This window comes from Pseudomonas sp. WPR_5_2 (assembly GCF_003634475.1).
Classification (GTDB): domain Bacteria; phylum Pseudomonadota; class Gammaproteobacteria; order Pseudomonadales; family Pseudomonadaceae; genus Aquipseudomonas; species Aquipseudomonas izuensis.
The window spans coordinates 218,780-236,221 of record NZ_RBLA01000006.1; the positions used below are offsets into that span (position 1 = coordinate 218,780).

Here is a 17,442-nt window from a genome sequence, read left to right on the forward strand (position 1 = left end):
TGCGCCAACGGTATCAAGAAATTCGCGGTTTGCCGTCAACGGCCGGTGCTGTGTCCTGCGTAGCCGCTGCGGCGTTCGGCAGATGGCGGGCGATAACCCCGCGGTACGCCGCGGCACCGAGGCAGGCACCGACAATCGGTGCAAAAACCGGAATCAGGAAGTACGGAATATCGCGCCCGCCGGTGAAGGAAATGTCACCCCAGCCGGCGAAAAAAGTCATCAGTTTAGGACCGAAATCACGGGCCGGATTCATCGCAAAACCGGTCAGCGGCCCCATCGAACTGCCAATCACCGCAATCAGCAGGCCGATCAACAGCGGGGCCAGGGGGCCATTGGGCAAGCCATTGTTGTCGTCCGTCAGGGACATGATCACGCCCATCAGGATGGCGGTGATGATGACTTCGACCAGAAAGGCCTGGGACGTGGACAGGCTTGGGTTGGGGAAGGTGGAAAACACGGACGCCAATTCAAGGCTGGCTTCGGTGCCGCGAACCATGTGGTGGGTTTGTTCGAAATCGAAGAAAAGAGTGCTGTACAGCGTGTACACCAGCAAGGCACCGCAAAAGGCCCCCGCCACCTGGGCGCAAATATAGAACGGCAGTTTGCGCTTTTCGAAGTCGGCGAAAATGCACAGTGCAATGCTGACGGCAGGGTTGAGATGAGCACCCGAAATCCCGGCTGTCAGGTAGATCGCCATGCTGACGCCAACACCCCAGATGATGCTGATTTCCCACAGGCCAAAACTGGCACCCGCGACCTTGAGCGCGGCAACGCAACCCGTACCAAAGAAGATCAGTAGTGCAGTGCCCAGGAACTCGGCCATGCATTGGCCCGAGAGCGACGGTTGTTGTAGAGCAGTTGTCATTGAAACCTCTTTGTTTTTCTTGTCTGGCGCTTGCATTCCAGTGTGGTCAAAGCGCGTTTTTCACCGGAACAGAATCCCCATCCTGTCCCGTTTTACAGCAGGGCACTGCAGTAAGACTTTTCGTACAGTTTCAGAAACGAAAAAATATAGACAAGAAACACTGCTGTCAAAGGTCGAAAGTGAACCGTTGGTCACAAATAAACTATTAGTTCCATGAATGATCGCGTTGCCGAGCAATCGAAATCGGCTCAAATGAACGCGGCTGACATTTTGTAACGGGTGTGCGATAGAGCCTTTTGCGGATCAATGTCCTAGAATCCGGCGCAGTATTTTTTACTGCCGCCAAGTCTGGAGCTGTCATGACACCCGCATTGGATTTGCTGAAAAAGGTTCGCGCCGAACACCGAGTGCACAGTTACGAACATGACCCGAAGGCCGCGTCCTATGGGTTGGAAGCGGCGGAAAAGCTGGGGCTGGACCCGGCGCAGGTGTTCAAGACGTTGCTGGCGGCCAGTGAAAAAGGCGAGTTGCTGGTGGCGGTGGTGCCGGTGGGCGGAACCCTGGATTTGAAGGCCCTGGCCCATGCGGCCGGAGTGAAAAAAACCGAAATGGCCGACCCGGCTGCGGCGCAACGTTCGACGGGATACCTGTTGGGCGGGATCAGTCCGTTGGGGCAGAAAAAACGCCTGCGCACCTTCATCGATAATTCTGCCCAACCCTTCTCCAGCATTTTTGTGAGCGCCGGGCGACGCGGCCTGGAAGTGGAATTAGCTCCGGCGGTGCTGGCCGAACACACCCAGGCGAAGTTCGCCGATATCGGCCGAGCCTGAGGGAGACACATTGTAGGAGCGAGCCTGCTCGCGATGGATTCAAGAACACCGCGGGGAACCAGAATGCCCGCGTTATCGTTGACGACCATCGCGAGCAAGCTAGCTCCTACAAAAACAAAGGGAGAGTGTTATGCAACTTGAGTTTCATCAGGTCGACGCGTTCAGCGATCGCCCTTTCAGTGGTAACCCGGCGATGGTCTATAAGCTGGATGCCTGGCTCGCCGATGAGTTGATGCAAAAGATCGCCGCCGAGCACAATCTCGCCGAAACCGCCTTCCTGGTGCGTGAAGGGCAGGGCTGGCACATCCGCTGGTTTACCCCGACCACCGAGGTGCCGTTGTGCGGTCACGCGACCCTGGCCAGCGCTTACGTTTTGTTTGAAATCTACAAGGAGCCGGTCGAGCACCTGGCGTTCACCTGCAAGTCCGGCCCGCTGAGCGTGAGTCGTGAGGGGGGACGTCTGTGGCTGGATTTTCCGGCGATCGTCGCCTCGGAAGTGGGCGTGACCCTGGACGTCGAGCGCGCGCTCGGTGTTCAGGCCGTCGATGTGCTGGGTTCGAATGAGTTGTTTGTGGTGCTGGAGTCCGAGCAGGCCGTGCTCGACTGTCAGCCAGACATGGCTGCCCTGGCGAAGCTGCCATGGCTGGGCGCCATCGTGACCGCCCGTGGCAGCAAGCAGGATTTCGTGTCGCGCTACTTCGCGCCGGCCATTGGCATCAATGAAGACCCGGTGACCGGATCGACCCATTGCAGCCTGATTCCGTACTGGTCGAAACGTCTGGGCAAATCGAGCCTGACGGCCTACCAGTGTTCGGCGCGGGGCGGGGAGTTGTTCTGTCGGCTGGAAGGGGATCGGGTGAAGATTGGCGGGAGTGCAACGCTGGTGGCCAGCGGCACTTTGATGTTGAGTTAACGCAAAACACCTGTAGGAGCGAGCTTGCTCGCGATGGTCGTTAACGATAACGCGGGCATTCTGATTTCCCGCGGTGTTCTTGAATCCATCGCGAGCAGGCTCGCTCCTACAGGGGGCGTGATTTCAGTTGGCGGTGCTGTAACGCCGGACACCGGATTCGACGACCGGAATCTGCGCCGCCGTGCTGCCGGAAGCCTGGAACAACACCAGGTGTTCCGCCGCGACACGAATACCCACCTGCGCACCGACCTGATGATCGACATGACTCGGGAAGATCGACTCCAGCTGCGCGCCGGTCGGCATTTGCAGGCGATACAGCGTGGACGCACCCTGGAACGACTTGCCGACAATCCGCGCCCTCAAGGCACTGTCCGGCGCATAAACGATATCGTCCGGACGCAGCAGCACGTCCACTGCGCCACCGACCGGCCAGGTGTAGGCACGGTTGCCGCGCAATTCACCCAGTTCGGTCTGCACCGACTCCGGGCTGCTCAACTGGCCACGGATGAAATACCCCTGGCCGATGAAGCTGGCCACATAAGGCGTCAGCGGTTCGTGATACAGGTTGTAGGGCGTGTCCCATTGTTCCAGCCGGCCTTCCTTGAATACGCCGACGTGATCGCTCACCGCGAAGGCTTCTTCCTGATCGTGGGTGACCAGAATCGCGCTGGTGCCACGGGCCTTGAGAATATCGCGCACCTCGTGGCTGAGCTTGCGGCGCAACTCACCATCGAGGTTGGAGAAGGGTTCGTCAAGCAGCAGCAGTTGCGGTTCCGGCGCCAGGGCGCGAGCCAGGGCGACACGTTGCTGCTGGCCACCGGAAAGCTCATGGGGGAAACGCTTGCCGAGGTTTTTCAGGTTGACCAGTTCCAGCAATTCTTCGACAACGCGCTCCTTTTGCGGATGCTTGCGGATACCGAAAGCGATGTTGTCGGCCACGGATAAATGCGGAAACAGCGCGTAGTCCTGGAACACCATGCCGATCCGGCGTTTCTCCGGTGCAAGGGTGAAACCGGCGCTGGAGATCGTCTCGCCCGCCAGCTGGATATCACCTTCGTGCACCGGCTCGAAACCGGCAATGGCGCGCAGGGTGGTGGTCTTGCCGCAGCCGGAAGAACCCAGCAGGCAACCGATGTCGCCGGCATTCAAATGCAGGTTGAGGTTCTGCACCACGCGCTGGTCCTGATAGCCACAGGCGAGGTTGCGCAGGTTAAGCAGTAATGGCTGGCTCATGCGTGGTGATACGCCGGCGGAACGAGAAACTCAAGCAGGGCTTTTTGCGCGTGCAGGCGGTTCTCGGCCTGATCCCAGGCGACCGAACGCGGGTCGTCGAGCAGGTCGACGCTGATCTCTTCGCCACGGTGAGCCGGCAGGCAATGCATGAACAGCACGTCGCTGGCGCCCAGATCGAGCAGGGCGCGGTTGACCTGGTAGGGGGCGAACAGCTTCAGACGCTTGGCGGTTTCTTCTTCCTGGCCCATGGAGGTCCAGACGTCGGTACTCACCAGATGGGCGCCGCGAACGGCATCTTTCGGATCGCGAACGATGGTCACCCGATCACCGGCCAGGGCCAGGAACTTGGGGTTCGGCTCGTAGCCTTCAGGGCAAGCGATACGCAACTGGAAGTCGAACTGGATCGCCGCTTCTATATAGCTGTTGCACATGTTGTTGCCGTCACCGATCCAGGCCACCGTCTTGCCCTGGATGGAGCCGCGGTGTTCGAGGTAGGTCTGCATGTCGGCCAGCAGTTGGCACGGGTGCAGATCGTCGGACAGGCCGTTGATCAGCGGGACGCGCGAATTGGCGGCGAATTCGGTCAATGTGCTGTGGGCAAAAGTACGGATCATCACCACATCGAGCATGCTCGACATAACGACGGCAGCGTCGCTGATCGGCTCGCCCCGGCCCAGCTGGGTGTCGCGCGGCGACAGGAAGATCGCCTGGCCGCCGAGCTGGATCATGCCGGCTTCGAACGAAATGCGGGTGCGGGTCGAGGACTTCTCGAAAATCATCCCCAGCACGCGGTTTTTCAGGGGCTCGAACAGTACGCCGCGGTTACGCAGGTCCTTGAGCTCAACGCCTCGACGGATCACGCTGACCAGCTCTTCGGGCGTGCAATCCATCAGGGAGAGAAAGTGCCTTGCGCTCATCATTGACTACCTTTTTGCTACAAACCGCAGATGCTCAAAGCCTTGTCTAACGGAACAACGGGCGAGACCTGCGGCGTAAGCCGCACGGGGCGACGAAATAGGGGAAGGCGCGATCTTATAATTAAATGTCGCGTCTTACCAATAGGGCTACGGTTTTTAGGGGAGTTCAGAGGAGCTACGGGAGATCCGCAGTAGCGCTTTTGAAGCCTGTTTCCTGACGGCAGCCAAGCATTTGTACACCGTGCCCGCGCAGCTTGGCAATCGAGCGGGGCGGTGGCGGCGCGTTGACGGTCGGTTCCTGACCTGGCGTTCGCGGTCTTCGCAGGCGGTCTGCTCCATCTGAAACATTTGCTAATGCAAAGTGCTGGGTTATAAATAAATCACCCGCGACGCAGGAAGCTTCGACAATGGAATCGAAAGAACAGCAGCTAATGGAATTGCTCGGCCTCACGGCTCGCTCCCTGACACACCTGACCGCCTCCATGACGTCGATGTCGTTTGAACTGCTGCGCAGCAACGACCCGGTGACCCGGGACGCCGGTCGCCGCATGATCGATCGCATGGCCACCATCAGCACCGGGCTCGACGAGCACTGGCGGCTGATCGGCGAACTGACCGGCGTCCATGTCGCCCACGAGCAGATCGAAACCATCCAGGAGATCCAGCTGCAGGCGCCACCCAGGCTGCCGTCGAACTGATCATGAGGAGCCATCGGTTGGCCTGATGGTCACCAATTCACAGGACGAACGTCGCTGGCGCACTATCGGGGCAGGCGCCATAGTTTTGTTCCCGCGGCCTAAATCGCCCGCCCAGAACAAGACAGAGACTGGCCATGACCAAGACTCTCCACCACCGTGCCTGCCACCTGTGTGAAGCCATCTGCGGCCTGACCATCGAAACCACCGAGGTCGAAGCCGGCAATGTGCAGATTACTTCGATCAAGGGTGATCCCCTGGATACCTTCAGTCGCGGGCACATCTGCCCCAAGGCTGTTGCCCTGCAAGACATCCAGAATGATCCGGATCGCCTGCATCAACCCATGCGGCGCGTGGGCAACGAATGGCAGCCCATCGAGTGGGAAGACGCCTTCAACCTGGTTGCCGAACGTCTGGCGGAGATTCAGCAGCGTCACGGGCAAAACGCGGTGGCGGTCTATCAAGGCAATCCCAGCGTGCACAACTATGGGCTGATGACCCATAGCAATTATTTTCTCGGTCTGTTGAAAACCCGTAACCGTTTTTCCGCGACGTCGGTCGATCAATTGCCCCATCACCTGACCAGTCATTTGATGTACGGCCATGGTTTGTTGCTGCCGATCCCGGACATCGATCACACCGACTTCATGTTGATCCTGGGCGGCAATCCGCTCGCGTCCAACGGCAGCATCATGACCGTGCCGGATGTGGAAAAGCGCTTGAAAGCGATTCAGGGCCGGGGCGGCAAGGTCGTGGTGGTCGACCCGCGTCGCAGCGAAACGGCGGCCATCGCCGACCAGCATTTGTTTGTTCGCCCGGGTGGCGATGCGGCATTGTTGTTTGGCCTGCTCAACACGTTGTTTGCTGAAGGATTGACCCGCGACGGTCATTTGCCGGTGGAGGGGCTGGACCTGGTGCGCGAGGCGGTTGCGGATTTCACTGCCGAGGCCATGAGTCCGTTGTGTGCGGTGCCGGCCGAACAGATCCGCCAATTGGCGCGGGACTTCGCCGCTGCACCGAGCGCGGTGTGTTATGGCCGGATGGGCGTCTCGACCCAGGCATTCGGTACGCTGTGCCATTGGCTGGTGCAGTTGATCAACCTGGTCACCGGTAACCTTGACCGCGTGGGCGGTGCATTGTGCACCGAGCCGGCGGTGGATCTGGTGGCCTCCACGTCGGGTGGGCATTTCAATTTGTGGCAGAGCCGGGTGTCCGGGCGCCCCGAATACGCTGGCGAATTGCCGGTGTCGGCGCTGGCCGAAGAGATGCTGACCGAAGGGGAAGGGCAGGTACGCGCACTGATTACCGTGGCGGGCAACCCGGTGCTGTCCACGCCGAACGGCCGTCAGCTGGAACAGGCACTGGACGGGTTGGAATTCATGGTCAGTGTCGATTTGTACATCAACGAAACCACGCGATACGCCGACCTGATCCTGCCGTCCACCTCGGCGCTGGAAAACGATCATTACGACACGACATTCAATATGTTCGCGGTGCGCAACGTCAGTCGTTTCAACCGGGCAATTCTGGCCAAGCCCCAAGGCGCGCTGCACGACTGGGAAATTTTCGTCGGGTTGGCCAAGGCATTTGCCGCGAAGACCGGTAAGGAGCTGAAGCCGACTATTGCCCCGGCACAGATGATCGACCGAGGCCTGCGCATGGGGCTGTATGGCGATGCCTCGGAGCACAAGCTGTCGGTGGCGACGCTGTTCGACCATCCCCATGGTGTCGATCTCGGGCCGCTCAAGCCCAACCTGGCGCGGCGTCTGAAAACCGCCAATCAGCATGTCCAGGCTGCCCCCGCCGCCATCCTTGCCGACCTGGCGCGGTTCGCGGCATTGCGGGCACCGGCTGCCGATGAGTTGTTGATGATCGGCCGCCGGCATGTGCGTAGCAACAATTCGTGGATGCACAACTACCACCGTCTGGTGAAAGGTAAACCGCGTCATCAGTTGTTGATGCACCCGGATGACCTGGCCAGTCGCGGGCTGAGCGATGGGCAGCGAGTACGGGTGAGCTCGCGGGTCGGGGTGATCGAAGTTGAAGTGTTGGGCAGCCTGAATATGATGAAAGGCGTGGTCAGCCTTCCGCACGGTTGGGGGCATGCGAGGCCGGGTGTGCAAATGACCATTGCCAGTGGTCAGCCGGGATCCAGTGCCAATGACCTGACAGACGAATGTCAGCTCGATGAACTGTCGGGGAATGCGGCGTTGAATGGCGTTCCGGTAACCGTGGCGGCGGCTTGATCGTATCTGACGGAGAGACCGAGCATGGCCCTCGGCTTTCCGTTACAATGCGCCACCGTGCCGACCCATGAGTCGGAAAGTTCAGCCGAGGTGCTCCATGGATATCATCGAAACGATTAAAGAGCAGATTGCCAACAACACCATTCTGCTTTACATGAAAGGCTCGCCGAATGCCCCGCAGTGCGGCTTCTCCGCGAAAGCTGCGCAGGCTGTGATGGCTTGTGGTGAAAAGTTTGCGTACGTGGATATCCTGCAGAACCCGGAAATCCGCGCCAACCTGCCAAAATACGCCAACTGGCCAACCTTCCCGCAACTGTGGGTCGCTGGTGAGTTGGTCGGCGGTAGCGACATCATGACCGAGATGTCGGCTGATGGTTCGTTGCAGGCGCTGATCAAAGACGCTGCCGCAAAAGCTGCAGCTGCAAAAACCGAAGCCTGATCTGCTTATGTAGGAGCGAGCCTGCTCGCGAATGCAGTCTGCCAGCCACTATAGATGTTGACTGACACGACGTCTTCGCGAGCAGGCTCGCTCCCACAGGGATTTCGGCCAATGCGGAAATCCGGGCAATCAAAAAGCCCCGCCTCTTCAAAAGAGAGCGGGGCTTTTTATTGCATCGAAATTAATGGCGTAGAAGTTATTCGTCTTCGCCCATCTGCGATTGCAGGTAGTTCTCGATGCCGATCTTGTCGATCAGGCCAAGTTGGGTTTCAAGCCAGTCGATATGTTCTTCCTCGGACTCGAGGATATCTTCAAGCAGTTCACGGCTACCGAAGTCGCCAGCCGTTTCGCAAAAGGCGATAGCCTCTTTAAGGTCTTTGTGGCCGGCTTTCTCGATACGCAGGTCGCACTCAATCATTTCCTTGGTGTGCTCGCCGATGTGCAGCTTGCCCAGGTCCTGGACGTTCGGTAGGCCTTCCAGGAACAGGATTCGCTTGATCAGCTTGTCCGCGTGCTTCATCTCGTCGATGGATTCGTGGTATTCGTGCTTGCCGAGCTTGTTCAGGCCCCAATCTTCATACATGCGTGCATGCAGGAAGTATTGATTGATTGCGACCAGCTCATTGGCAAGGATCTTGTTGAGATGCTGGATGACTTTAACGTCGCCTTTCATGATGGGGTCCTGCCCTTTGTTAGCCGTCTATTAGGCAGAGTTTGAGCCGCGCAACTAAGGGTGTCAAACTTAAGTTATTGAATAATATATGAAAATTAATCGGAATAAGAATGTTTGTGTTCCGCGTCTAGAGTCTAAGCAGTTGATTTTCAGGCATAAAAAAACCGGACATCAGTCCGGTTCTTTGAATAAGTATCTTTTTATGCCGCTGTAAATTCTGCAGGAAAGGGAATCGCAGCCTGGGCTGTCTGCAGTGAGGTCAGGGTCTCGCGGACCACTTCCTTGGCGAGGCAGGCACATTTACCACATTGACTGGCAACGCCGGTGGCCTGGCGGACTTCCTTGTAGCTGCAGCATCCTTCATAGATCGCATCGCGGATTTGGCCGTCGGTGACGCCAGTGCAGAGGCAAACATACATAAGTGAAGACCGTCGCTTGTTTATGTCTCGAATGCGATGGATCTTAATGTTAACGAGAATGATTGTCAAAGTGCTTTGAAGCGGCTTTTTCCGAGGGCTGACGAACGGTACTCTTCAGTGAGGGCAAGAAACGAAATCCGCTCGGGGATTTTTACCTCTGCGGGAAAAACCGTTAAGGACAGGCCAAAAACGCAGTGTATGATGGCCGGTCTTTGCGAAACGGGTTCGTGTCACAGGGCTGTCGCCTGAGGGTGGCAGGCTGGCGCAAACCCGGTTTTTCACGTTTCTACACCAGGAGATATCCAATGAGCGTACTCGTAGGCAAACAAGCCCCTGACTTCACCGTACCGGCCGTACTCGGCAATGGCGAGATCGTTGACAGCTTCACCCTGTCCTCGGCTATCAAAGGCAAATACGGCCTGGTGTTCTTCTACCCACTGGACTTCACCTTCGTTTGCCCATCCGAGCTGATCGCTCTGGACAACCGCATGTCGGAATTCAAGGCCCGTAACGTTGAAGTGGTCGCTGTTTCGATCGACTCGCACTTCACCCACAACGCCTGGCGTAACACCCCGGTCAACAATGGCGGTATCGGCGAAGTCCGTTACACCATGGCTGCCGACATCAAGCAGGAAATCATGAAGGCCTACGACGTTCAGTCCGCTGACGGCGTTGCTTTCCGTGGCGCATTCCTGATCGACGACAAAGGCGTTGTTCGCTCGCAGATCATCAACGACCTGCCACTGGGCCGTAACATGGAAGAGTTGCTGCGCCTGGTCGACGCTCTGCAATTCCACGAAGAGCACGGCGAAGTCTGCCCTGCCAACTGGAAAAAAGGCGACAAGGGCATGAACGCTTCGCCAGAAGGCGTTGCGGCTTACCTGACCGAGCACGCTGCCGCGCTGTAAGGCACGCTCCAGGTACAAAAAAACCGGCCCTCGAGGCCGGTTTTTTTATGCGCGGTATAAACCTGGAACTCTGAACCTCTGTAGGAGCGAGCTCGCTCGCGATGGATTCAATAACACCACGGGAAACCAGGTTGCCCGCGTTATCGTTCACGACCATCGCGAGCGAGCTCGCTCCTACAAAGAACATTCAGTCGTCGAAGTCTTCCCAGCCGCCCATCTGTTTCCAGCGATTGACGATGCCGCAGAACAGCTCGGCGGTCTTCTCGGTGTCGTAACGAGCCGAGTGGGCCTCGCGACCATCGAAATCGATATCGGCAGCCTGACAGGCTTTGGCCAGCACCGTTTGGCCATAGGCCAGGCCGGCGAGGGTGGCCGTGTCGAAGCTGGAGAACGGGTGGAACGGATTGCGCTTCATGTCCAGGCGCGCAACGGCGGCGTTCAGGAAGCCCAGGTCGAAACTGCTGTTGTGACCGACCAGAATCGCACGTTTGCAACCATTGGCCTTGAGCGCCTTGCGTACGCCACGGAAGATATCGTTCAGGGCCGACTCTTCACTCACGGCCATGCGCAGCGGGTGATCGAGCTTGATCCCGGTGAACTCCAGGGCTGCCGCTTCGACGTTGGCGCCTTCGAAAGGCTCGACCCGGAAGAAGTAGGTGTGATCAGGGTAAACAAATCCCTTTTCATCCATGGCGATAGTGGTCGCGGCGATTTCCAGCAAGGCGTCGGTGGCCGAGTTGAAGCCACCGGTTTCTACGTCGACGACAACGGGCAGGTAACCACGGAATCGGGCGGCCATTGGATGACGGGAACCGCCTCCGCCGCCTTGACCTTCCTGTTCGTCGTCGAAATGGTCTTCACTCACGCGTGTTCCTCCAGCAGGCGCCAGCGCAGTTTTTCACCGGCGCGCAGCGGGATAACGGTCAGCTCGCCAAACGGCAGGCTGCTTGGGGCGGTCCACTCTTCGCGGACCAGGGTGATGCGATCGGTGTTGGCCGGCAGGCCATAGAACCGAGGCCCGTTAAGGCTGGCGAAGGCTTCGAGCTTGTCCAGCGCATTGCGCTGTTCAAAGGCTTCGGCATACATCTCGATCGCAGCAAAAGCGGTGTAGCAGCCGGCACAGCCGCAAGCGGCTTCCTTGGCGTGCTGGGCGTGGGGCGCCGAGTCCGTGCCGAGAAAGAACTTTTCACTGCCGCTTGTAGCGGCATCGAGCAGGGCCTCCTGGTGCGTGTTGCGCTTGAGAATCGGCAGGCAATAGAAGTGCGGCCGAATCCCGCCCACCAGCATGTGGTTGCGGTTGTACAGCAGGTGATGCGCGGTGATGGTTGCGCCAACGTTGGCCGAGGCCGAATTGACGAACTGCACGGCGTCAGCGGTGGTGATGTGTTCGAACACCACTTTGAGGGTCGGGAAGCGCTCGACCACGCGACGCATGTGCTCATCGATGAAGATTTTTTCGCGGTCGAACACGTCGACATCGCCGCGGGTGACTTCACCGTGGATCAACAAGGGCATTCCGACTTCGGCCATGGCTTCCAGGGCAGGGAAGATCTTGTCGATGCTGGTGACGCCAGAATCCGAGTTGGTGGTCGCGCCGGCCGGGTACAGCTTGGCGGCGTGAATGAAACCGCTGGCCTTGGCCTCGCGAATTTCTTCAGGCTGGGTGCGGTCGGTCAGGTACAGGACCATCAGCGGTTCGAACTGGCTGCCGGCCGGGCGGGCAGCGAGGATCCGCTGGCGATAGCCGTCGGCCTCAGCCGCATTGCGGACCGGAGGTACCAGGTTGGGCATGATGATGGCGCGACCAAAGGTGCGCGCAACATCCGCGACGGTATTGGTCAACACAGCACCATCGCGAAGATGTATATGCCAGTCGTCGGGACGCAGCAGGGTCAGGCGGTCGGACATGAGGGGATTCCAGGCGGGTCAAACTGAGGGGAATGCTACCGGAAAAGACTCTTGCAGGCACTCGCTATCAAGTTTTGCGGCAAGCTTCCGATATCCAACAGGTATGCCGTAAACATCTGTGTGTCGGTCTTTTTGTTGTAGAAGCCAGTGGAGCCTCCCGTGCGCCAGCGTTATTTAGCCTTGCTCAGTGTGTTTGCCAGCCTTCCTGCAATGGCGCTCACTTTCCAGACCCGTCTGGAGAGCATTGAGTGGACGGTCGAAGGCGACAAGTTCGAGTGCCGCCTGACCCAGCCGATCACCGACTTCGGCTCAGGGCAGTTCGTGCGTCGTGCAGGCGAACAGGCGACGTTTCGTCTGAATGCCTACAACGCCATGATGGGCGGAGGTTCGGCCACCTTGCTGGCCGCCGCCGCGCCTTGGCAGCCGGGACGGGGCGATATCAATCTGGGCACGGTGAGAATCGGCAGCGGCAACGTGTTGTTCAACAGCTCACAGGCCCAGGCCGGTCGTTTGATCAGCGGCTTGATGGATGGGCGCAGTCCGGTGGTCCGCCATTCCTCGGGCGATGGCCGGGTATCGGAAGTGCGCCTGTTACCGGTCAGGTTTAACAAGGCGTTTGCCGACTATCAGGGGTGCGTAGCCAAGCTGTTGCCGCAGAATTTCGATCAGGTGAAACAGTCGGAAGTCGGCTTCCCCGGCGGGGGTATCGAACTGGATGCTGCCGCGAAAGCCAGGCTGCAGGTGATGCTTGAGTACATGAAGGCCGATCCGACGGTCAATCACATCGAGCTCGACGGACATTCCGACAACAGCGGCAATCGCCTGACCAACCGCGATCTGTCACGCCGCAGGGCCCTGGCGGTCATGGAGTTCTTCAAGGCCAACGGCATCCAGGAGTCGCAGATCACGATGCGCTTCCATGGCGAGCGTTACCCGCTGGCGCCCAATACCAACAACGCCAACCGTTCGAAGAACCGCCGGGTTGCGGTGCGTCTGGAACGAGGTGCGCCACCGGAGCAAGTGGCTCCCCAAGCCACGAAGCCGGGTACCTCGGCAACGACATGACGTGTTGGTCATCGTCGCGCCCTCGACAGAATCTGTCGCTTCGTCGTCATAAGCTGTCGCGCCACTGTAAATTATCCTGCATGAGCGGTAGACTTCACGGCTTTCCGTAGAACCCCGTGGAGTGATGGCATGGCGGACGTAAACAAGGTTGTTCTGGCGTATTCCGGCGGCCTGGACACTTCGGTGATCCTCAAGTGGCTGCAGGATACTTATAACTGTGAAGTGGTGACCTTCACCGCTGACCTGGGTCAGGGCGAAGAGGTCGAACCGGCACGCGCCAAGGCTCAGGCCATGGGCGTGAAAGAGATCTACATCGACGACTTGCGCGAAGAATTCGTGCGCGATTTCGTTTTCCCGATGTTTCGCGCCAACACCGTTTATGAAGGCGAGTACCTGCTGGGTACTTCCATCGCTCGTCCGTTGATCGCCAAACGCCTGATCGAAATCGCCAACGAAACCGGCGCTGACGCCATTTCCCATGGCGCCACCGGCAAGGGCAACGACCAGGTTCGTTTCGAACTGGGCGCCTACGCCTTGAAACCCGGTGTGAAAGTGATCGCTCCGTGGCGCGAATGGGACCTGCTGTCCCGTGAGAAGCTGATGGATTACGCTGAAAAGCACGCGATCCCGATCGAGCGTCACGGCAAGAAAAAATCCCCGTACTCGATGGATGCCAACCTGCTGCATATTTCCTATGAAGGCGGCGTGCTGGAAGACACCTGGACCGAGCACGAAGAAGACATGTGGCGTTGGACCGTCTCCCCGGAGAACGCTCCCGACAAGCCGCAGTACCTGGAACTGACCTACCGCAACGGCGACATCGTGGCACTGGACGGCGTCGAAATGACCCCGGCCACCGTGCTGGCGACCCTGAACCGTATCGGTGGCGAACACGGTATCGGTCGTCTGGACATCGTCGAGAACCGTTACGTGGGCATGAAGTCCCGTGGCTGCTACGAAACACCTGGCGGCACCATCATGCTGCGCGCCCACCGTGCGATCGAATCGATCACCCTGGACCGCGAAGTGGCTCACCTCAAGGACGAGCTGATGCCGAAGTACGCCAGCCTGATCTACACCGGCTACTGGTGGAGTCCTGAGCGTCTGATGCTGCAACAGATGATCGATGCGTCGCAGGCTCACGTGAACGGTGTCGTGCGTCTGAAGCTGTACAAGGGCAATGTGATTGTCACGGGCCGCAAGTCCGACGAGTCGTTGTTCGACGCCAACATCGCGACTTTCGAGGAAGATGGCGGCGCCTACAACCAGGCCGATGCGGCGGGCTTCATCAAGCTCAATGCCTTGCGCATGCGCATTGCCGCGAACAAAGGTCGCAAGCTGTTCTGATCGCTTTGAACCTGTAACGGATGTGTGGCCTCGTCTTCGACGGGGCCACACATTTGAAAAGGGCATTTCAGGTCCGGGATTGTGATATAGCGATTTACATTTAAGCTGTTTGTTTCCTTCCTTCTGTTTCTCACTGATAAAACCTTCCTCACTGCTGATTGCCATGTGTCAGTTGGCAACGCTGATCCATGACCGTCACCCCTTGTGAACTCAAATTGTAAGCAACCCAGGAATGGGCGCTGCCACGTTTCTTTGTCTGTTTGAAATATTTGAGTACGCTGTCTTTCAGTAGCTTTTCCGATTCTGTCCCGGTAAGAAACAAAAAGACGTGTGCCCGTTTTTCCTGTGGTTTTTGTATCTTCCCCAGCAGAGTGCCGAGTTCCATTTTGTTTTTCATACAGCGTGTATCGATGATGCACAGATCCCTCAGTAATTCGGGTAAGCGAATCTGATGCTTAACCGAAAGGGAAGGCCGTAAGCCAACCTCGTCTGGAGGAGCCTGAGCCCCGGAGGGAGAGGCGGCTGGGTGCGAATCATCATCGTCCATGGCTTTCAGGAAGTGCTCGTCCTTTTCAAAGTCCGAAGGCGAGTAAAGCGATCGGTAATTGAAGTTGAGTGTGGCGAAGAAAAGGAACAGCAAATAAAAAGGGAAGCTGATCAGGAACCAGACATAGATTTCTCTTTCATCGTTGTCCAGGAATGGCAGAGAAATGGCGGCTGATGTCTCAGACAGTGTTGCGAATATCGCGATTATTGTCATGGGATTGGTGATTCTTTTTTTTAGTTTGATCATGTGTATTACTCATCGTATTTTATCTTTGCTCGTTGGGGTTGAGATGCTGGTGTCGTTTGTTGAAAGTTATGTTACGCCATACCTGTATTTCGATGTTTGTATGTAGGCTGTGGTTATTGGTTTTTTTCGATTGCGGTGTTCGTGGAGCCGTTTTTTAGTTTGATGCTGTTAATGATTGTGCATGTGGAATTTTTTGCTGTAAGAGCAAGTGGATGCTCGGTGTGTGATATTTCTGGCGTGAATTTTTTATTGGAAGGTGCCGCTTGCGTTTAACGGAGAATGCTCTGAAGTGAGGTGTTTCTTATAAGTATTAAATTTTATTTGGCAGTTTAAGTTGGCGAAAAAAATGTTTCACATCGTAATGCGTTCACATGGGTGCCATTTTTAATGGGCTGTATTCGGGGATGTTTTGTAGGACTAATCCGCGATTTTTGTAGGGAATGTCTCTCGGTGCGGGTCGTTGGGGGGGGCGGCATGCCATGGGTGAAACGACTAGGCTATTGTGCGGGCTCTAAAAATTCGAACAGCGAAAATTGGACTTGCCCATGAATAAAGTGCTGATCGTGGATGATCACCCCGTCATTCGTCTTGCGGTACGTATGCTAATGGAACGTCATGGCTACGAAGTTGTAGCTGAAACAGATAATGGCGTGGATGCATTGCAACTTGCTCGCGAATACATGCCGGACATCGTCATTCTGGATATCGGGATCCCGAAGCTTGATGGGCTGGAAGTTATTGCTCGACTTGCCTCGACAGCCTTGCCCATGAAAGTGCTGATATTGACTTCTCAGGCTCCCGGGCACTTTTCCATGCGTTGCATGCAGTCGGGTGCCGCCGGGTATGTCTGCAAGCAACAGGATCTCACTGAATTGCTCAGTGCAATAAAGGCAGTGTTGTCCGGTTACAGCTACTTTCCCAATCAAGCCTTGCATACCGTGCGTGCCAGTCTGGGGAACGCCAGTGAATCCGATATGGTGGATCGACTGTCAGGACGGGAAATGATGGTCTTGCAACAGCTGGCCAGAGGCAAGACCAACAAGGAGATTGCCGATGGGATGTTTCTCAGCAACAAAACCGTGAGTACTTACAAGACGCGCCTGTTGCTGAAACTCAATGCGCGCTCGCTGGTCGATTTGATCGAGCTGGCTCAACGCAATGGGTTGGTGTGATTGTATCCGGGGTGACGATGCGCGATGAACGGGCATTCATCGCGGCTCGCACAAAATAAAAAGCCTCCGTTTCGGGAGGCTTTCAGGTGTCATAAATCAAAATCGTAATCGGCCAATTGCTTTTGCAGTCGGCGCTCCTCCAGAAGATTGTCGATGGTACGGCGCTTGCTCAGGTTGGTTTTTGCTACCTCAACCACAGGTTCGGCATCATCAGCTTCAACGGGGGTGAAGTCGTCTTCTACGTCCAATTGCTCTTTGCCAGTGCTCATTTAATTACTCCAGGCTAAGAAGGCCTTTGGGGCTCCTTATATCGACAATCTCCCGATGGGTAAAAAAGATTTTTTCAATCGATGAATCAATAAATCCTATAGTGCCTCAATCGTCCGACGTCTTGTGCTTGTATTCGCACAAGTCTTCAATCCGGCAACTGCCGCAGCGAGGCTTGCGGGCCAGGCAAACGTAGCGCCCGTGCAGTATCAACCAGTGATGGGAGTCGAGCAGGAACTCCTTGGGCACGAACTTCATCAGCTTTTTCTCGACCTCGACCACATTCTTGCCGGGCGCAATGCCGGTGCGATTACTGACCCGGAAAATATGGGTGTCCACGGCCATGGTCAATTGACGAAATGCGGTATTGAGCACCACGTTGGCAGTTTTGCGCCCAACGCCGGGCAGTGCCTCCAGTTCCTCTCGAGTTTGCGGTACTTCGCCTGCATGGCGCTCCACCAGCAAGCGACAGGTCTCAATCACATTCTTCGCTTTGCTGTTGTATAGACCGATGGTCTTGATGTATTCCGACAGTCCCTCGACCCCCAGGGCATGGATCGCCGCGGGGGTATTGGCTACCGGGAACAGTTTTGCGGTGGCCTTGTTGACGCCGACATCGGTCGATTGCGCCGAAAGAATCACCGCAATCAGTAATTCAAACGGTGAGGAATAGGCCAGTTCGGTCTTGGGCTCCGGATTGTCTTCATGCAGCCTGCGGAAAATTTCCAGACGTTTTGCGGCATTCATGGGCG

The 17,442-nt window shown here is 57.1% G+C and carries 19 protein-coding genes; 9 read left to right on the forward strand and 10 right to left on the reverse strand.

The annotated features are described in order from the left end of the window. Nucleotides 1-13: 13 nt before the first annotated feature. On the reverse strand, nt 14-865 hold the full coding sequence (locus tag BJ917_RS22085; protein WP_121104530.1) for an MIP/aquaporin family protein: 852 nt from the start codon (nt 863-865) through the stop codon (nt 14-16). Between the two features lie 359 nt (nt 866-1,224). Between BJ917_RS22085 and ybaK the strand changes: the two genes are divergently transcribed. Next, the gene (gene ybaK / locus BJ917_RS22090; RefSeq protein WP_096509233.1) at nt 1,225-1,695 is read left to right on the forward strand and encodes a Cys-tRNA(Pro) deacylase; all 471 of its coding nucleotides are present in this window, start codon (nt 1,225-1,227) and stop codon (nt 1,693-1,695) included. A gap of 130 nt (nt 1,696-1,825) precedes the next feature. Next, complete coding sequence (locus BJ917_RS22095) at nt 1,826-2,608, forward strand: PhzF family phenazine biosynthesis protein (RefSeq protein ID WP_121104533.1); 783 nt, start codon at nt 1,826-1,828, stop codon at nt 2,606-2,608. A gap of 123 nt (nt 2,609-2,731) precedes the next feature. On the opposite strand, the gene BJ917_RS22100 is transcribed toward BJ917_RS22095, so the two are convergent. Then, the gene (locus tag BJ917_RS22100; protein ID WP_096509235.1) at nt 2,732-3,841 is read right to left on the reverse strand and encodes an ABC transporter ATP-binding protein; all 1,110 of its coding nucleotides are present in this window, start codon (nt 3,839-3,841) and stop codon (nt 2,732-2,734) included. Then, on the reverse strand, nt 3,838-4,758 hold the full coding sequence (gene argF, locus BJ917_RS22105) for an ornithine carbamoyltransferase (RefSeq protein ID WP_096509236.1): 921 nt from the start codon (nt 4,756-4,758) through the stop codon (nt 3,838-3,840). The genes BJ917_RS22100 and argF overlap by 4 nt, the downstream gene beginning before the upstream one ends. A 407-nt stretch (nt 4,759-5,165) precedes the next feature. On the opposite strand from argF, the gene BJ917_RS22110 reads away from it, so the two are divergent. The 3 genes from BJ917_RS22110 to grxD all read left to right on the forward strand — a co-directional run bounded on the left by BJ917_RS22110 (nt 5,166) and on the right by grxD (nt 8,138). After that, nucleotides 5,166-5,456, forward strand: coding sequence for a hypothetical protein (locus BJ917_RS22110; RefSeq protein WP_121104535.1), 291 nt, complete (start codon nt 5,166-5,168; stop codon nt 5,454-5,456). Between the two features lie 134 nt (nt 5,457-5,590). Further along, nucleotides 5,591-7,699, forward strand: coding sequence for a molybdopterin oxidoreductase family protein (locus BJ917_RS22115; RefSeq protein ID WP_121104537.1), 2,109 nt, complete (start codon nt 5,591-5,593; stop codon nt 7,697-7,699). Nucleotides 7,700-7,796: 97 nt separating this feature from the next. Continuing rightward, nucleotides 7,797-8,138: a Grx4 family monothiol glutaredoxin gene (grxD, locus tag BJ917_RS22120; protein WP_007938922.1), complete on the forward strand. Its 342-nt coding sequence runs from the start codon at nt 7,797-7,799 to the stop codon at nt 8,136-8,138. Nucleotides 8,139-8,334: 196 nt separating this feature from the next. On the opposite strand, the gene bfr is transcribed toward grxD, so the two are convergent. Then, the gene (gene bfr / locus BJ917_RS22125) at nt 8,335-8,811 is read right to left on the reverse strand and encodes a bacterioferritin (protein WP_096509239.1); all 477 of its coding nucleotides are present in this window, start codon (nt 8,809-8,811) and stop codon (nt 8,335-8,337) included. A gap of 200 nt (nt 8,812-9,011) precedes the next feature. Next, entirely contained in the window at nt 9,012-9,230 is a 219-nt protein-coding gene (locus BJ917_RS22130; RefSeq protein WP_096509240.1) for a bacterioferritin-associated ferredoxin, read from the reverse strand. Nucleotides 9,231-9,535: 305 nt separating this feature from the next. On the opposite strand from BJ917_RS22130, the gene BJ917_RS22135 reads away from it, so the two are divergent. Continuing rightward, nucleotides 9,536-10,138: a peroxiredoxin gene (locus BJ917_RS22135; protein ID WP_007971324.1), complete on the forward strand. Its 603-nt coding sequence runs from the start codon at nt 9,536-9,538 to the stop codon at nt 10,136-10,138. Nucleotides 10,139-10,325: 187 nt separating this feature from the next. Here the strand turns inward: BJ917_RS22135 and rnt are convergent, their stop codons facing one another. Both rnt and pyrC read right to left on the reverse strand, forming a co-directional pair. After that, on the reverse strand, nt 10,326-11,003 hold the full coding sequence (gene rnt / locus BJ917_RS22140) for a ribonuclease T (RefSeq protein WP_096509241.1): 678 nt from the start codon (nt 11,001-11,003) through the stop codon (nt 10,326-10,328). Next, nucleotides 11,000-12,046, reverse strand: a complete 1,047-nt coding sequence (gene pyrC / locus BJ917_RS22145; RefSeq protein ID WP_096509242.1) for a dihydroorotase — start codon at nt 12,044-12,046, stop codon at nt 11,000-11,002. The genes rnt and pyrC overlap by 4 nt, the downstream gene beginning before the upstream one ends. Before the next feature lie 159 nt (nt 12,047-12,205). Between pyrC and BJ917_RS22150 the strand changes: the two genes are divergently transcribed. Both BJ917_RS22150 and BJ917_RS22155 read left to right on the forward strand, forming a co-directional pair. Continuing rightward, complete coding sequence (locus BJ917_RS22150) at nt 12,206-13,111, forward strand: OmpA family protein (RefSeq protein ID WP_096509243.1); 906 nt, start codon at nt 12,206-12,208, stop codon at nt 13,109-13,111. Between the two features lie 129 nt (nt 13,112-13,240). Further along, on the forward strand, nt 13,241-14,458 hold the full coding sequence (locus BJ917_RS22155; protein WP_007938916.1) for an argininosuccinate synthase: 1,218 nt from the start codon (nt 13,241-13,243) through the stop codon (nt 14,456-14,458). Between the two features lie 148 nt (nt 14,459-14,606). Here BJ917_RS22155 and BJ917_RS22160 read toward each other — a convergent pair whose 3' ends face one another. Next, complete coding sequence (locus BJ917_RS22160) at nt 14,607-15,251, reverse strand: hypothetical protein (RefSeq protein WP_121104539.1); 645 nt, start codon at nt 15,249-15,251, stop codon at nt 14,607-14,609. A 545-nt stretch (nt 15,252-15,796) separates the two neighbouring features. Here BJ917_RS22160 and BJ917_RS22165 point away from each other — a divergent pair. Beyond that, on the forward strand, nt 15,797-16,423 hold the full coding sequence (locus BJ917_RS22165) for a response regulator transcription factor (RefSeq protein WP_121104541.1): 627 nt from the start codon (nt 15,797-15,799) through the stop codon (nt 16,421-16,423). Nucleotides 16,424-16,512: 89 nt separating this feature from the next. Here BJ917_RS22165 and BJ917_RS22170 read toward each other — a convergent pair whose 3' ends face one another. Together BJ917_RS22170 and nth are read right to left on the reverse strand one after the other, a co-directional pair. Then, a complete protein-coding gene (locus BJ917_RS22170) occupies nt 16,513-16,692 on the reverse strand; it encodes a PA3496 family putative envelope integrity protein (protein WP_007898493.1) in 180 nt (59 codons plus the stop codon). A 106-nt stretch (nt 16,693-16,798) separates the two neighbouring features. Continuing rightward, the gene (gene nth / locus BJ917_RS22175; RefSeq protein WP_096509245.1) at nt 16,799-17,437 is read right to left on the reverse strand and encodes an endonuclease III; all 639 of its coding nucleotides are present in this window, start codon (nt 17,435-17,437) and stop codon (nt 16,799-16,801) included. Nucleotides 17,438-17,442: the final 5 nt, after the last annotated feature.

Coding starts and splice junctions, on each gene's coding strand:
- BJ917_RS22155 (WP_007938916.1), top strand. CDS start 13,241: ATGGCGGACGTAAACAAGGTTGTTCTGGCGTATTCCGGCGGCCTGGAC.
- BJ917_RS22110 (WP_121104535.1), top strand. CDS start 5,166: ATGGAATCGAAAGAACAGCAGCTAATGGAATTGCTCGGCCTCACGGCT.
- argF (WP_096509236.1), bottom strand. CDS start 4,758: ATGAGCGCAAGGCACTTTCTCTCCCTGATGGATTGCACGCCCGAAGAG.
- BJ917_RS22135 (WP_007971324.1), top strand. CDS start 9,536: ATGAGCGTACTCGTAGGCAAACAAGCCCCTGACTTCACCGTACCGGCC.
- bfr (WP_096509239.1), bottom strand. CDS start 8,811: ATGAAAGGCGACGTTAAAGTCATCCAGCATCTCAACAAGATCCTTGCC.
- pyrC (WP_096509242.1), bottom strand. CDS start 12,046: ATGTCCGACCGCCTGACCCTGCTGCGTCCCGACGACTGGCATATACAT.
- grxD (WP_007938922.1), top strand. CDS start 7,797: ATGGATATCATCGAAACGATTAAAGAGCAGATTGCCAACAACACCATT.
- BJ917_RS22170 (WP_007898493.1), bottom strand. CDS start 16,692: ATGAGCACTGGCAAAGAGCAATTGGACGTAGAAGACGACTTCACCCCC.
- BJ917_RS22085 (WP_121104530.1), bottom strand. CDS start 865: ATGACAACTGCTCTACAACAACCGTCGCTCTCGGGCCAATGCATGGCC.
- BJ917_RS22165 (WP_121104541.1), top strand. CDS start 15,797: ATGAATAAAGTGCTGATCGTGGATGATCACCCCGTCATTCGTCTTGCG.
- BJ917_RS22160 (WP_121104539.1), bottom strand. CDS start 15,251: ATGATCAAACTAAAAAAAAGAATCACCAATCCCATGACAATAATCGCG.
- BJ917_RS22130 (WP_096509240.1), bottom strand. CDS start 9,230: ATGTATGTTTGCCTCTGCACTGGCGTCACCGACGGCCAAATCCGCGAT.
- nth (WP_096509245.1), bottom strand. CDS start 17,437: ATGAATGCCGCAAAACGTCTGGAAATTTTCCGCAGGCTGCATGAAGAC.
- BJ917_RS22100 (WP_096509235.1), bottom strand. CDS start 3,841: ATGAGCCAGCCATTACTGCTTAACCTGCGCAACCTCGCCTGTGGCTAT.
- ybaK (WP_096509233.1), top strand. CDS start 1,225: ATGACACCCGCATTGGATTTGCTGAAAAAGGTTCGCGCCGAACACCGA.
- BJ917_RS22115 (WP_121104537.1), top strand. CDS start 5,591: ATGACCAAGACTCTCCACCACCGTGCCTGCCACCTGTGTGAAGCCATC.
- BJ917_RS22095 (WP_121104533.1), top strand. CDS start 1,826: ATGCAACTTGAGTTTCATCAGGTCGACGCGTTCAGCGATCGCCCTTTC.